The 15,841-nt window shown below is 51.2% G+C and carries 13 protein-coding genes; all 13 read left to right on the top strand.

What is annotated here, in order from left to right; translation table 11 throughout:
- Positions 1–119: 119 nt before the first annotated feature.
- On the top strand, positions 120–488 hold the full coding sequence (locus ABCW45_RS02450; protein WP_117469451.1) for a heavy-metal-associated domain-containing protein: 369 nt from the start codon (positions 120–122) through the stop codon (positions 486–488).
- Positions 489–574: 86 nt separating this feature from the next.
- Positions 575–931 carry a Fur family transcriptional regulator gene (locus ABCW45_RS02445; RefSeq protein ID WP_117469452.1) on the top strand — a complete coding sequence of 119 codons (357 nt, stop codon included), beginning with the start codon at positions 575–577 and terminating at the stop codon, positions 929–931.
- Positions 932–1,287: 356 nt separating this feature from the next.
- Complete coding sequence (locus ABCW45_RS02440; RefSeq protein ID WP_015554255.1) at positions 1,288–1,602, top strand: DUF6110 family protein; 315 nt, start codon at positions 1,288–1,290, stop codon at positions 1,600–1,602.
- Between the two features lie 5 nt (positions 1,603–1,607).
- Positions 1,608–3,713 carry a heavy metal translocating P-type ATPase gene (locus tag ABCW45_RS02435; protein ID WP_343220174.1) on the top strand — a complete coding sequence of 702 codons (2,106 nt, stop codon included), beginning with the start codon at positions 1,608–1,610 and terminating at the stop codon, positions 3,711–3,713.
- Positions 3,714–3,955: 242 nt separating this feature from the next.
- Positions 3,956–4,309 (top strand): hypothetical protein, encoded by a 354-nt coding sequence (locus tag ABCW45_RS02430; protein ID WP_117469627.1) that lies wholly within the window; start codon positions 3,956–3,958, stop codon positions 4,307–4,309.
- 179 nt (positions 4,310–4,488) lie between these two features.
- Entirely contained in the window at positions 4,489–5,190 is a 702-nt protein-coding gene (gene pyrH, locus ABCW45_RS02425) for a UMP kinase (RefSeq protein ID WP_021904274.1), read from the top strand.
- 15 nt (positions 5,191–5,205) lie between these two features.
- The gene (gene frr / locus ABCW45_RS02420; RefSeq protein ID WP_021904275.1) at positions 5,206–5,760 is read left to right on the top strand and encodes a ribosome recycling factor; all 555 of its coding nucleotides are present in this window, start codon (positions 5,206–5,208) and stop codon (positions 5,758–5,760) included.
- 239 nt (positions 5,761–5,999) lie between these two features.
- A complete protein-coding gene (uppS, locus tag ABCW45_RS02415; protein ID WP_343220173.1) occupies positions 6,000–6,728 on the top strand; it encodes an undecaprenyl pyrophosphate synthase in 729 nt (242 codons plus the stop codon).
- A gap of 11 nt (positions 6,729–6,739) precedes the next feature.
- On the top strand, positions 6,740–7,543 hold the full coding sequence (locus ABCW45_RS02410) for a phosphatidate cytidylyltransferase (protein WP_117469453.1): 804 nt from the start codon (positions 6,740–6,742) through the stop codon (positions 7,541–7,543).
- Between the two features lie 14 nt (positions 7,544–7,557).
- Positions 7,558–8,706, top strand: coding sequence for a 1-deoxy-D-xylulose-5-phosphate reductoisomerase (locus ABCW45_RS02405; protein WP_117566404.1), 1,149 nt, complete (start codon positions 7,558–7,560; stop codon positions 8,704–8,706).
- A 233-nt stretch (positions 8,707–8,939) separates the two neighbouring features.
- Positions 8,940–10,025 (top strand): M50 family metallopeptidase, encoded by a 1,086-nt coding sequence (locus ABCW45_RS02400; protein ID WP_242990509.1) that lies wholly within the window; start codon positions 8,940–8,942, stop codon positions 10,023–10,025.
- 41 nt (positions 10,026–10,066) lie between these two features.
- Entirely contained in the window at positions 10,067–11,131 is a 1,065-nt protein-coding gene (ispG, locus tag ABCW45_RS02395) for a flavodoxin-dependent (E)-4-hydroxy-3-methylbut-2-enyl-diphosphate synthase (RefSeq protein ID WP_343220172.1), read from the top strand.
- Positions 11,132–11,133: 2 nt separating this feature from the next.
- Positions 11,134–15,834, top strand: a complete 4,701-nt coding sequence (locus ABCW45_RS02390) for a PolC-type DNA polymerase III (protein WP_343220171.1) — start codon at positions 11,134–11,136, stop codon at positions 15,832–15,834.
- Positions 15,835–15,841: the final 7 nt, after the last annotated feature.

Below are 15,841 nucleotides of genomic sequence, written 5' to 3'. Positions count from 1 at the left end.
TTGACAAGATGGTTAGTTGGTGCTAATCTTTGTTAGTAGAAACTAACAGGCGAAAGAAGATACCCCATGGGGAATGAAAAACTGTAGTTTCTGAAAATTAAGAGGAGGCGTGATCCGTCATGATAAATGGTATTATTATCGTCGCATTGATCGTTGTCGCGATCTTCGCGGTGAAAGGTTCGCTCCGCCAGTTCACCTATGGCTGCTGCGGAACGAAAGATGTAGAAAAGAAGATCAAGGTGCAGGATAAAAATGCTTCAGACTATCCGTACTACGCAGTCATCGGAGTGGACGGCATGAAATGCAAACACTGCAAGCTCCATGTGGAGAATGCGTTTAATGAGAAGGATGGCAACTGGGCTGAGGTAAACCTCGAGAAGAAGAAAGCCGATGTCCGCATGAAGACAAAACTGACAGACCGTGAGATCCGTGACATCGTGAGCAAGGCCGGCTATGTGCTCCGCAATATCGAGTGGAAGCAGGCGTAAACGAAAAAACGGTTTCGGTTGAAACTCCAAATGCCTGGCTCTCTGCAGGGCAGGAACACACTTTTTAGGAATGAGAGGGATGCCGGATGTGGCAGAAGAAAGACATCGTTAATGAGTTCCAGAGACTTGGGAAGCGTATTACAAAGCAGAGAATGGTCATCCTTGATGTGATCTTAGAACAGAACTGGACCGACTGCAAGGAAGTCTACTATGAGGCGGTACAGAGAGATTCCACCGTGGGTCTTTCCACAGTCTACCGCACGATCCGCATGCTGGAGGAGATGGGCGTCTTAAAGCGCGTTTACCAGTATGTATTTACGGATGAAACAGGAGTGCGCGCAGACGGGGAAAACGAGGTTATCGCCCCGGAGTTCCACGGAAAGAACGGTCTCAGACAGATCGAAAAAGAGAAAGAAAAATGCTGTTCCGTCAGTGCGTCATAAACGCGGAGAAAACAGCAGGTCATAGAGTTAGGAATGACTGTAAATTATCAGAAAATGACAAAATTTTTCAACATAAAATATTATGATTGACTAACTTGGGGGCGAAGAGTTACCATGTGAAAAATGCTTGAAAGCCTTCCGGTTTTCGGCGTTCTGCCAAGTAAAATGCAAGGGAGTGAAAACCGATGAAACACCATAAATTCTGGGCGTGGGCAACTGTTTTCTGCTTTGCTATGGTGATGTATACCGGATATAAGCACAAGTGATCCGGCAGCTAAAAGCCAGGTCAGCAGGCTTTAAACAGGACAGATCATTTACTATTAAATTATATTTTTTACTTACAGGAGGAATTTAAAATGTTAGATGTTAAGAAATGCTTGAAATTAAAAAATGTTGCAGTATTCGCAGGCGGTGTTCTTTTTGGGACAGCTGGTGTCAAGGTTCTCGGAAGCCAGGACGCTAAGAAGTTATACATCAACTGCCTCGCAGCAGGTCTCCGCGCAAAAGAGTGCGTTATGACAACAGCTTCCAACATCCAGGCAAACGCTGAGGATGTTCTTGCAGAGGCTAAGGAGATCAACAGAGCACGTGCTGAAGAAGCATTCGGTGAGGAAGAGGAAGCAGCAGAAGACTTCACAGAGACAACAGAAAAAGCAGAGGACGCTGAATAATCATTATGAAATCAGGAATCAGATTTACGGTAAAACATGATATCAAGGGCCGTATCCGAATCCATCTCACCAGAGGCCGCCTGTCAGTCAGACAGGCGGACCTCTTTTCCTTTTATCTCGCATCCCTTCCGCAGGTAACGGCAGCAAAGGTATATGAGAGAATCGGAGATGCGGCGATCACGTACACAGGCTCAAAGGAAGATCTCATTGCTGAGATCTTAAGGTTCTCCTTTGACGATGAAGAGTTAAACGAGATCGTGCCTGTGACAAGCACGAGAGAGTTAAATCAGGAGTTCCAGGAAAAGCTCGTGACAAAGTGTCTTACAAGATGTCTTACAAAGATCTTCCTTCCGGCTCCGGTCCGTGCGGTATGGACAGCGATCCAGTCTGTTCCATTCGTTATTAAAGGCATCAGAAAGCTTGCGGGAAGAAAGCTTGAGGTCGAGGTCCTCGATGCGACGGCGATCACGGTGTCCATGCTGCGGTGCGACTTCAACACAGCAGGATCCGTTATGTTCCTTCTCGGAATCGGTGAGCTTCTGGAAGACTGGACCCACAAGAAGTCTGTCAGCGATCTTGCGGGCAGCATGTCCTTAAATATCGAGAGAGTATGGCAGAAGACAGAGGACGGGGAAGTACTTGTCCCGATCTCTGATATTAAGGAAGGAGATCTCGTCTCCGTCCGCGTCGGCAGCGTGATCCCGCTTGACGGCATTGTAGATTCCGGCGAGGCGATGGTAAACCAGGCATCAATGACCGGTGAGTCTGAGCCGGTCCGCAAGGAGAACGGCATGTACGTCTATGCCGGAACCGCGGTCGAGGAAGGAAACCTCATCGTCCGCGTCAAGAAAGCAGCTGGATCCACAAGATTCGAGCGCATTGTGAAGATGATCGAGGAGTCCGAGAAGTTAAAGTCTTCCTTAGAGACAAAGGCATCCGGACTTGCGGACGCTCTCGTTCCGTGGAGTCTCGGCGGAACCATCGTTACTTACCTTCTCACAAGAAATGTGACAAAGGCGATCTCGATCCTTATGGTTGACTTCTCCTGTGCGTTGAAGCTCGCAATGCCGCTTTCCGTACTCTCTGCTATGAGAGAGGCAAGCAGCTACAAGATGACTGTCAAAGGCGGCTCCTTCATGGAAGCAGTCGCTGAGGCGGACACCATCGTATTCGATAAGACAGGCACCCTCACAAAGGCACAGCCGGTGGTTGCAGACGTTGTGACCTTCGAGGGACGCGACCAGGCTGAGATGTTAAGGATCGCTGCCTGCTTAGAGGAGCACTTCCCGCACTCCATGGCGAACGCGGTTGTTGCGGCCTCCAGAGAGCGCGGACTTGTCCACGAGGAGATGCACTCTAAGGTTGACTATATCGTTGCACACGGAATTGCATCCCATATCGGCGAGGACAAAGTCGTGATCGGTAGCTACCACTTTGTATTCGAGGACGAGCAGTGTGTAGTCCCGGAGGGCGAAGAAGAGAAATTTGAAGCCCTTCCGGCAGAGTACTCCCACCTGTATCTCGCGATCGCGGGAAGACTGGCGGCTGTGATCTGCATCGAGGATCCGCTCCGTCCGGAAGCTCCGGAAGTTATGAAGGAGCTCAGAAAGCTTGGTATCAAGAAGATCGTCATGATGACAGGAGACAGCGAGAGAACGGCCCGCGCCATCGCCGCAAGAGTCGGCGTGGACGAGCATCACTCCGAGGTCCTTCCGGAGGATAAGGCGAACTTCGTTGAAGCAGAGAAGAACGCAGGCCATAAGGTTATTATGGTGGGAGACGGAATCAACGATTCTCCGGCACTCTCCGCGGCAAACGTCGGCATCGCGATCAGCGAGGGCGCTGAGATCGCAAGAGAGATCGCGGACATCACAATCTCTGAGGACGCGATGTTCCAGCTTGTGACTTTAAAAGCAATCAGCAATGCGCTGATGCGGCGTGTTCACAGAAATTACCGCTTTGTCATCAGCTTCAACTTTGGTCTCATCATCTTAGGCGTGATGGGCGTGCTTGCCCCGGCGACATCCGCCCTGCTTCACAACACATCCACCCTGTGCATCAGCATGCACAGCATGACGAACCTGTTGAAGGACGAGGAGAAGAAGCACTAATATAGGTAGAATTGTAACTATGAATGAATGCACTGAATAGTTACGATGAATTATATGCCCGCGGCATGGGGCGATCCGGCCGCGGGTGTTTTTTTCTCTGCATGGAGGTGACATGGAATACCTGGCGGTGCGGCTGCCTGCATTTTGTGGTTCACAAGACGCGGATTTCATGCTATACTAGTGCAGGCATGTGGCAGAAGTCTGTCATCTGCTTTTCAAAAACGACAAAGGAAGGCACAATTATGAACTATATGATCTGTATTCCTTCACCGAGACTCGTCTCAAGGGAATACTGTGAAAGGATCCACAACATTTTAGCCAGAATGTCGGATCAGTACCGGGTCAATATCGTCCCGGAGCCGGTTAAGATGCGCCAGGGATCCTGCCCGGACTACTATAAGAAATACCGGATCTACAAAGATATCAAGGAACGCGACGGAAACGGGGAGGCATACCTGACCTCCGAGGAAGAGAATATGATCCTCAGCGTGTGCAGAAATCCGGAGGAAGTGGAGCTTATGAAGAGCTGTACCTACGCATACCGGTATCCGACGACATTGGTGCTCAAGAGCTTCCGGGAAGATAAGAAGAGGTAGGACAGGGAAACGTTTATAAGCGGTCCTGCCGGTCTGAAACTGTTGGCAAACAGACAAAAGTGTGTTATACTTATCCTAAATCTGCGGGGTGATCGTGGTCTGCCCTGTGGAAAGGAAAAAAGAGATCTGTGGCGGCTGGAACGAAACAGTCACAGAAGATTACGAGGAGATCAGAGAAAATGAAAAACAGAAGAGTTTTTTTAAAGCTCAGCGGAGAGGCCCTTGCAGGTCCGAAAAAGACTGGCTTTGACGAAGATACGGTAAAGGAAGTTGCAAGACAGGTCAAGGCATCTGTTGATGCAGGTGTACAGGTCGGCGTTGTGATCGGCGGCGGAAATTTCTGGCGCGGACGCACAAGCGATGCCATCGACCGCCCGAAGGCAGACCAGATCGGAATGCTTGCGACTGTCATGAACTGTATTTATGTATCCGAGATCTTCCGGAACGCGGGAATGAAGACGCAGATCCTGACCCCGTTCGAGTGCGGAAATATGACAAAACTGTTCTCCAAGGACCGTGCGAACAAGTACTTTGAGCACGGAATGGTCGTATTTTTTGCCGGTGGAATCGGACAGCCGTATTTTTCTACCGACACGACGATCACTCTGATGGCGATTGAAATGGATGCAGACTGCATTCTCCTCGCAAAGTCCATCGATGGCGTATACGACAGTGATCCGAAGGTTAATCCGAATGCGAAAAAGTATGACGAGATCTCGATCCAGGAAGTGATCGACAAGCAGCTCGGTGTCGTTGACCTGACTGCTTCCATTATGTGTATGGAGCACAAAATGCCGATGGCAGTATTCTCCTTGAACGAAAAGGATGGAATCGCGAACGCCATGCAGGGAAAAATTAACGGTACGATCGTTACCGTCTGATAACAGGAGGAAACCATGAGCGAAGAATTAAAAGTATATGAAGAAAAAATGGAAAAATCCATCGATGCCCTCTTGAACGAGTACGCATCTATCCGCGCAGGACGTGCGAACCCGCATGTACTTGACAAAATCAAAGTAGATTACTACGGAACACCGACACCGATCCAGCAGGTCGGAAATATCTCTGTTCCGGAGGCAAGAATGATCCTGATCCAGCCGTGGGAGAAGAGCCTGATCCGCCCGATCGAGAAGGCGATCCAGACTTCCGAGCTTGGAATCAACCCAAGCAACGATGGTTCCGTGATCCGTCTCGTATTCCCGGAGCTCACCGAGGAGAGACGTAAAGAGCTTGCAAAGGATGTTAAGAAAAAAGGCGACGGCGCTAAGGTAGCGATCCGCAATATCCGCCGCGACGCGAATGAGGCGTTCAAGAAGATGGAGAAGAACGATGAGATCTCTGAGGACGATTTAAAAGAGCTTACCGAGAAAGTCCAGAAGCTTACCGACAAGTCCATCGAGAAGATCGACAAGGCCGTTGAGAACAAGACAAAGGAAATTCTTACCGTTTAATCGGAGTTTCCTACTACACAAAACAGACAGGGGGCAGGGGAAGTTTTCCTGTCCCCGTTTGTTTGCGCGGGCAACGAGTCAAGGCCCGTGCTTGCACGAGGTTTTGACGTTGCTAAGCGCCAGTGGCGCTTGTCCAGCAACGACCGGAACAGAGTGTAGAAGACGCGGCAACTTGAGAAATACTTACGTTTCTCATAGTCTGCGCGGGCAACGAGCCAAAAGATAAAGGGAGAACAATCATGGAAGAGAATTTAAAGATTCCCGCCCACGTGGCGCTGATCTTAGACGGAAATGGAAGATGGGCGAAGAAGCGCGGACTTCCGAGACAGCTTGGACATAAAAAGGGCTGTGAGACACTGGAGCAGGTCGTTGAGGACGCAGCACGGCTTGGAATCCGGTATCTGACAGTTTACGGATTTTCCACAGAGAACTGGAAACGCCCGGAGGAGGAAGTCGGTGCGCTGATGCAGTTATTCCGTTTCTACGCGAAGAGGCTTCTCGCAATGGCTGAAAAGAACAACATCCGTGTCCGCATGATCGGCGAGAGAAGCCGTTTTGCGCCGGATATCGTGGGCGCGATCAATGTCCTGGAAGAAAAGACAAAAAAAAATACAGGAATGACCTTTGTGATCGCCGTAAACTACGGAAGCCGCGATGAGATTACGAGAGCAGTGAGAAAGATCATGACGGATGTGGAGAATGGGAAGATCGCGACGGAGGATATGACGGAGAAAGTTTTCGCGTCCTACCTGGACACGGCAGGAATCCCGGATCCGGATCTCATGATCCGTACCAGCGGGGAGCTTCGCCTCTCTAACTACCTGTTATGGCAGCTCGCGTACTCAGAACTCTACGTGACAGAATGCCTGTGGCCGGATTTCAATAAGGAAGAATTATTGAACGCGATCCGCCAGTATAATAAGAGAGAGCGCCGGTTCGGAGGAGTTACGGCGGTAAAAACGGAGTAAGAGGTGATCTTATGTTTACGACAAGACTGATCAGCGGAATCGTCCTTGTGATCATTGCGGCGTTTCTGCTTGTTGAGGGCAGTGCAGTCCTTTATTTCGGCTCCATGGCGATCTCCTTGATCGGACTTTATGAGCTTTACCGGGTCATGAAGATCGAGAGATCGGCACCGGGGTTTGTGGGCTATGCGGCTGTCGTTGCTTATTACTGGATCATGGGAAACAGGGAGCAGTATGTGACGTTCCTCGCTATCATTTCCCTCATGATCTTAATGACGATCTACGTGGTGACGTTCCCGAAGTACGGGACGGAGCAGATCACGGTGGCGTTCTTTGGAATCTTCTATGTGGGGATCATGTTCTCCTACCTCTATCAGGTGCGGGAGATGCCGGACGGAAAATATCTCGTATGGCTGATCCTTTTAAGCTCCTGGGGCTGTGATACCTTCGCCTACTGCGCGGGAAAGCTTTTTGGAAAGCATAAGATGACCCCGAAGCTGAGCCCGAAAAAGACCGTGGAGGGTGCCATCGGAGGTGTCGTGGGCGCGGCAGTCTTAGGATTCCTCTACGGAACCTTCTTTAAGAACAATATGATCCAGGTGATAAATCCGGGCGTGATCTCGGGAGCTGCCTGCGCCATCGCGGCGGTAATCTCCATGGTGGGAGATCTGGCGGCCTCCGCCATCAAGAGAAACCATGACATCAAGGATTACGGAAATCTGATCCCTGGCCATGGCGGAATCTTAGACCGGTTTGACAGTATGATCTTTACCGCCCCGGCGATCTATTTCGCTATCACATTTATGGGCATCCGGTAGGAAAGGACAAAGAGATGAAACGAATTGCTATTCTGGGTTCCACAGGTTCCATCGGAACCCAGACTTTGGATGTAGTCCGTGCAAACGGAGATATTGAAGTTGTAGGAATCGCGGCGGGAAGAAACATCGATGCGCTGGAGAGCCAGATCCGTGAATTCTCCCCGAAGATCTGCGGTGTCTGGGATGAGGAGAAGGCAAAAGAGCTGGCTGTCCGCGTGGCAGATACAGACACGAAGATCGTCTCCGGCATGGAAGGACTTTTGGAGATTGCGGTCATGGAAGGATATGAGATCCTCGTGACGGCAGTGGTGGGCATGATCGGCATCCGCCCGACGATGGCTGCCATCGAGGCAGGAAAGGACATTGCCCTGGCAAACAAAGAGACGCTTGTCACTGCGGGACATCTCATCATCCCGCTTGTGAAGGAGAAAAAAGTCCGTCTTCTTCCGGTGGACAGTGAGCACAGCGCGATCTTCCAGTGTTTAAACGGGGAACACGGGAATAAGATTGAAAAGATCCTATTAACAGCATCCGGCGGCCCGTTCCGCGGATGGGCGAGAGAGCAGATGAAGAATGTCCAGGTGGAGGATGCCTTAAAGCATCCGAACTGGTCCATGGGAGCGAAGCTCACCATCGACAGTTCCACCATGGTCAATAAAGGTCTCGAGGTCATGGAGGCGAAATGGCTTTTTGATGTGGGAATGGACGATGTCCAGGTCGTTGTGCAGCCGAAGAGTGTGATCCACTCTATGGTACAGTTTGAGGACGGTGCTGTGATGGCGCAGCTCGGAACGCCGGATATGAAGCTTCCGATCCAGTATGCTCTCTATTACCCGGAGCGCAGACCAATGAGGGGAGATCGTCTCGACTTCTGGTCCATGAAGGAGATCATATTCGACAAGCCGGATTACGAGAATTTCCGCGGCCTGGCACTCGCGAGAGAAGCAGGAAAAGCGGGCGGTTCCGTGCCGGTAGTGTTTAACGCGGCGAACGAGTTCGCGGTTGCGAAGTTCCTCGGGAAGAAGATCAGCTATCTGGAGATCACGGATATGCTCGAGGCTGCAATGGAACATCATAAGAAGATCGCCCATCCGTCATTGGATGAGGTGCTTGAGACGGAAGCGGAGACTTACGAGTTCCTGAAGAAGCAGTGGAATTTCTAAAGCTGTATAATGATTGAAAAACTCTGTTTCACACATCAAAGGTATGTGCAAAGATTGAATGATATTTTGCAACTGTTCAGTAGGTCTGCGCACTTGCTGCGCTGACCGTAAGAAAACTCGAGCTGGAAAGCAAAAATCCCATCAGCAAAGCTGATCTGGAATGGATTTTTGCATGTAACGATGAAGGTACTGAATAGTTATGATGTTTTAATGAAAGCAGGTGAATATTAAAGTTGGATCTTGGGTATCTGGCAGCGGTGGTTGTCCTTGGCGGAATCATCCTGTTTCATGAATTTGGACATTATCTCCTGGCGCGGTTAAACGGGATTGCCGTGGTGGAGTTCTCGGTGGGATTCGGACCGAGACTTCTCTCATGGGTGAGCCAAAAGACCGGAATCCGGTATTCCTTAAAGCTTCTGCCCCTCGGCGGCTCCTGTGCGATGCTTGGAGAATTCGGGGAAGATGAGGATGAAAAGGAAGAAGTCCCGGATGTGAAGGGAGTTTCCTTCTTTGATAAGGGACCATTGGCGAAGATGGCGGTGATCGCCGCAGGACCGATCTTCAACTTTATCCTGGCGTTCGTTTTTTCCCTGGTGATCTTATCCTGGGCCGGAATCGATCCTGCAGTCATCGCCGGAACCTCCGAGGGAATGCCTGCGGAGACGGCTGGACTGAAAGAGGGCGATGTGATCACAAAGCTTGATGGCAGAAAGATCCATCTTTCCAGGGAGATCTCCATGTACCTGATGACGGCCGGACAGGATCCCGTGCAGGTTGAGTATAGACGATATGACGAAACATCATCGTCGTGGACGACAGAACACACGGTGATCCAGCCGGAGTTTAAGGACGGCAGGTATTACCTCGGCGTCCTTCTTCAGGGACACCGGGATGCCCCGGAGTCACTGGTGCAGGTTCTGCAGTACAGCGTCTACGAGGTGCGGTACTGGATCCTCACGGTGATCGACAGCCTGAAGATGATCGCCGGGGGCAAGGTCTCCACAAACGATATCGCAGGACCTGTCCGCATTGTCACGATCATCGATCAGACTGTGGAAGAGAACACCCAGTACGGATTCGTGACGGTGGTGATGAACCTCTTAAATCTTATGGTCATGTTTTCGGCGAACCTGGGCGTTATGAACCTGCTACCGTTCCCGGCGCTTGACGGCGGACGGCTGGTATTCTTACTCTGGGAACTCGTCACGAGACAGCCGGTGAGCCAGAGAGTGGAGAGCGCAGTGAATATGGCCGGGATGGCGCTGCTCATGACATTTATGGTGTTTGTTGTATTTAATGATTTGAGAATGATATTTTAGCAGGAGTGAAATTTCGTTTTTTTGAAGTGGGAGAGAGATGTATGTATAGAGATCATACAAAGGAAATTCAGATCGGGGACAGAAAGATCGGCGGGGGAAATCCGGTTCTGATCCAGTCCATGTGCAACACGAAGACGGAGAATGTGGCGGCGACGGTAGAGCAGATCCACCGTCTGGAGGACGCCGGATGCGACATCATCCGTGTGGCGGTTCCGACCATGGAAGCGGCTGCTGCGATCCGCGAGATCAAGAAGCAGATCCATATTCCGCTGGTTGCCGACATTCACTTTGACTACCGCCTGGCTATCGCAGCCATCGAGAGCGGAGCGGATAAGATCCGCATCAACCCGGGCAACATCGGGGCGAGAGAGCGGGTGAAGGCTGTCGTCGACAAGGCGAAAGAGTACGGGATCCCGATCCGCGTGGGAGTAAACAGTGGCTCTCTGGAGAAAGACCTCCTCGCAAAATACGGCGGTGTGACGGCGGAAGCTCTCGTTGAGAGCGCATTGAAGGAAGTGGCCGTTGTGGAGGAGTTGGGATACGATAATCTTGTGATCAGCATCAAGTCCTCCGACGTTTTAATGTGTGTGGCAGCCCACGAGCTTATCGCAAAGAAGACGAATTATCCGCTTCATGTGGGGATCACAGAGTCCGGAACACTGCTTTCCGGAAATATCAAGTCCTCCGTGGGTCTTGGAATCATTCTCCATGAGGGGATTGGCGATACGATCCGTGTCTCCTTAACCGGAGATCCGGTGGAGGAAGTAAAGAGCGCGAGACTGATCCTGAAAACGTTAGGGCTCAGGAAGGGCGGCGTGGAAGTTGTTTCCTGTCCGACCTGCGGAAGGACCCAGATCGACCTCATTCACCTGGCAAATCAGGTAGAGGATATGGTATCCGGCATGGATCTTGATGTGAAGGTAGCCGTTATGGGCTGCGTGGTCAACGGACCTGGCGAGGCGAGAAGTGCGGATATCGGAATCGCCGGTGGAATCGGCGAAGGTCTCCTGATCAAAAAGGGAGAGATCATAAAAAAGGTACCGGAACATGAACTTCTTTCCGTTCTTCGGGAAGAACTTTTAAAGATGCAGGAGATGCAGAAATAAGTATGGAAAAACCATTCCTTGAAGTTTTCCCGGGGCTTAATATTGCTGATGAACTGAAAGAGCTTTTGAAGCTTGTTGTGGTGGAAAAGGTCACCATGACAAAGGACAGAAGCTCTATTCGTGTTTATATCAGGAGTCCCCGGCTGATCCATAAAAAGAATATTTATGCCTTAGAGGACGGGATCGCGAAGCAGCTGTTCCCGGGGAGACCGATCACGATCAAGATCTTAGAGAAATACCGCCTCTCGGCACAGTATACCCCGGAGAAGCTCTACGATGTCTACCGGGACAGTATCCTCATGGAGTTAAAGAACTACGGGATGATCGAGTATAATATTCTCCGCCGGGCGGACACGAAGTTTGTCACCGACGATAAGATGGTCATGACCATCGAGGACAATCTGATCTACAGGGAGCGGTCTAAGGAAGTCGGACGGGTACTGGAAAAGATCTTCACGGAGCGCTGCGGGCTTGCGGCTGAGGTGGAATTTTTATATAAAGAGAGTGAAAAGAAAGACCCGATGGATCAGCCGGTATTCATGAAGCCGGGAGGAGAACTCGTTGTAGGTGTACAGAGTGAGGAGAATTACTTAGAAGGTGCAGCGGAGAGTGCCCCCTGGGATGAAGGAACGTCAAACGGTGGATTTAACGGGACATTCGGAGATGGAAATGGAAACGCGGATGTTCAGATGGCGGCTCAAAGTGCGGCCGGTTCTGGAGCTTCCGGCGGCAGATCCGGCGCGGATCCGGGAAAGGCAGCCAGTGGAAAGAGCGGTTCCGGCACAAAGACATCGGCCGGTTTTGGAGCTGCAAAGCAGAAGACGGACGCGGCTGGAAAGGGCGGCGGAAACCAGACTGGAAAGTCCGCGGGCGGCGGACAGAACGGAAACGGCGGCGGATTCACGAAGAAGACCTTCGGAGAGAAGGGAAAAGGTGGATTCTCCGGCGGTTTCCGGAAAGGCTCCGACGGAAGGATCCCGTACCGAAAGTCGGAGAACCCGGATGTTCTTTTCGGGCGCGATTTTGAGGGCGATGCGGTGAATATCCATGACATCGACGGTGAGATCGGCGAGGTCGTGATCCGTGGTAAAGTGATCCGGGCGGAGAAGCGGGAACTCCGGAGCGGAAACAAGCTCATGATCTTCGATCTTACAGACTTTACAGACAGTATTACTGTAAAGATGTTCTTAAGAGAGGGTCAGGAGGAGGACGCCACTGCGGCTATCAAGGAAGGAAACTTCATCAAGATCAAGGGAATCACCACCATTGATAAGTTCGACGGCGAGCTGACTATCGGTTCCATCGTGGGCATTAAGAAGAGCGAGGACTTTACCTCCAAGCGTGTGGATAATGCCCCGGTGAAGCGAGTGGAGCTCCACTGCCATACGAAGATGAGCGATATGGATGGCGTTTCCGAGGTAAAGGACCTGGTAAAGCGGGCGAAGAAGTGGGGAATGCCGGCCCTGGCGATCACAGACCACGGCTGTGTCCAGGCGTTCCCGGACGCGAACCATGCCCTTGACAAAGGGGATACTTTTAAGGTCCTCTACGGTGTCGAGGGATATCTGGTGGACGACATGAAGGAGATGGTCGTCAATTCCAGAAATCAGAGTCTCGATGGGGACTATGTGGTGTTCGATATCGAGACCACGGGATTCTCGCCGACAAAGAATAAGATCATCGAGATTGGTGCCGTGAAGGTGAGAAATGGCGAGATCATCGACAGGATGGATGAGTTTGTGAATCCGGAGGTTCCGATCCCCTTCGATATCGAGCGTCTGACAGGGATCAACGATGCCATGGTCATGGGGGCGGATACGGTGGACAAGGTGCTGCCGAGATTCCTGGAGTTTGTGGGGGATGCGGCACTGGTTGCCCACAACGCGTCCTTCGATGTGAGCTTTATCTCCCACAATGCGGGTCTTTTGGGACTGCCCTTTGATCCGACAGTCCTGGATACGGTGACTCTGGCGAGAGCACTTCTTCCGAACCTGAACCGGTTTAAGCTGGATACGGTAGCGAAGGCACTGGGTGTTTCCCTGGAGAACCATCACCGGGCCGTGGACGATGCGGAGGCAACTGCTGGAATTTTCCTGAAATTCGTGGAAATGTTAAAAAAACAGCACGATATGACGAATCTCGACCAGCTGGAGGAGTTCAGCCACGTGAGCGATGAGACGATCATGAAGATGCCGACGTACCATGTCATCATTCTCGCAAAGAATGACCTGGGACGCGTGAATCTGTATCGTCTTGTCTCATGGTCCCACCTTAAATATTTCTCGAGAAGACCGAGAATTCCGAAGAGCGTGCTGAACCAGTACAGGGAGGGCCTGATCATTGGATCAGCCTGCGAGGCGGGGGAGCTTTATCAGGCGATCCTGCGGGGCGTGCCGGATGCGGAGCTTGCGAAGATCGTGAAGTTCTACGATTATCTGGAGATCCAGCCTCTTGGAAACGACATGTTTATGCTGAGGGATGAGAAGAGCACGGTGAAAACAGTGGATGACCTGATGGACATCAACCGGAAGATCGTTTCCCTCGGCGAACAGTTTAACAAGCCGGTGTGCGCGACCTGCGATGTGCATTTTATGGATCCGGATGACGCGATCTACCGGAAGATCCTGATGGCAGGAATGGGATTTAAGGATGCAGATGAACAGGCTCCGTTGTTCTTGCGGACAACGGAAGAGATGCTCTCAGAGTTTGAGTATCTGGGAAGTGACAAGTGTTATGAGGTCGTTGTCACGAATACGAGAATGATCGCGGACATGTGTGAGCCGATCGCGCCGGTGCGGCCGGATAAGTGTCCGCCGGTCATCGACAAGTCTGATGAGACGCTGCGAAACATCTGTTACAACCGCGCCCACGAGATGTACGGCGAGAATCTTCCGAAGATCGTTGTGGACCGTCTGGAGCGGGAGCTGCACTCCATTATCTCCAACGGATTCGCGGTTATGTACATCATTGCGCAGAAATTAGTATGGAAATCCAACGAGGACGGGTATCTGGTCGGATCACGAGGCTCGGTAGGTTCGTCCTTTGTCGCCACGATGTCCGGTATCACGGAGGTAAACCCGCTAAGTCCCCATTATTCTTGCCCGAACTGTCATTATTATGACTTTGATTCAGAGGAAGTGAAGAAGTACGGAGGTATGGCGGGATGTGACATGCCGGATAAGGTGTGTCCGGTCTGTGGACATCCGATGGTCAAGGACGGTTTTGATATTCCGTTCGAGACGTTCTTGGGATTCAAGGGAGATAAGGAGCCTGATATCGACTTAAACTTCTCCGGTGAATACCAGAGCCGTGCCCATGACTATACGGAGGTTATCTTCGGTAAAGGGCAGACGTTCCGTGCGGGAACCATCGGTACTCTGGCAGATAAGACGGCCTACGGCTATGTGAAGAATTACTTTGAGGAGCATGGGGAACGGAAGAGGAACTGTGAGATCAACCGGATCGTTCAGGGGTGTGTCGGCGTACGGCGTACAACGGGACAGCATCCGGGAGGTATCGTTGTTCTGCCGCTCGGCGAGATGATCTATTCGTTTACCCCGGTACAGCATCCGGCGAACGATATGACCACGAAGACGATCACGACCCATTTCGATTACCATTCCATCGACCACAACCTGTTGAAACTCGATATTCTCGGACACGATGATCCGACGATGATCCGTATGCTGCAGGATCTCACAGGACTCGATCCGGTCAAGGATATCCCGCTTGACTCCAGGGAGGTCATGAGCCTGTTCCAGAGTACGGATGCGCTGGGGATCAAGCCGGAGGATATCGGTGGCTGTAAGCTTGGAGCACTCGGCGTGCCGGAGTTTGGTACGGATTTCGCGATGCAGATGTTAATTGATACAAAGCCGAAGTACTTTTCAGACCTTGTGCGTATCGCCGGTCTTGCCCATGGTACGGATGTATGGTTGGGAAATGCCCAGACACTCATTCAGGAAGGAAAGGCGACGATCCAGACTGCGATCTGTACGCGTGATGATATCATGATCTATCTGATCCAGCAGGGGCTTGAGGAAGGTCTTGCGTTTACGATCATGGAGGCGGTCCGTAAGGGTAAGGGACTGAAGCCCGACTGGGAAGAGGAGATGACGAAGCATGGGGTGCCGGACTGGTATATCTGGTCGTGTAAGAAGATCAAATATATGTTCCCGAAGGCGCATGCGGCGGCGTATGTTATGATGGCCTGGCGTATCGCTTATTGTAAGGTGTTTTATCCGCTGGCGTATTATGCGGCTTTTTTCAGTATTCGTGCAAGTGCGTTTTCTTATGAGATCATGTGTTTAGGGCGTGAGAAGCTGGAGTATCATCTGGCGGATTATAAGAAGAGGGCGGATACGCTTTCGAAGAAGGAGCAGGATACGCTGAGGGATATGAGGATCGTGCAGGAGATGTATGCCCGTGGGTTTGATTTTCTGCCGCTGGATATTTATACGGCGAAGGCCAGACATTTTCAGGTTGTGGGAGACAAGTTGATGCCTTCCATTAACAGTATTGATGGTCTGGGAGAGAAGGCTGCGGACTCGATCGAGGAGGCGGCGAAGGATGGGAAGTTCCTGTCCAAAGAGGATTTCAGGAACAGGACGAAGGTCAGTAAGACGATCTGTGATCTGATGGAGGAACTGGGGATCCTGAAGGGACTTCCGGAGTCGAATCAGTTGTCGCTGTTTGATTTCTAAATTTCAT

This window comes from Pilosibacter fragilis, assembly GCF_032490495.1.
In the GTDB taxonomy this organism is placed as follows: Bacteria; Bacillota; Clostridia; order Lachnospirales; family Lachnospiraceae; genus Pilosibacter; species Pilosibacter fragilis.
This window is presented reverse-complemented; position numbering and strand designations above follow the sequence as displayed.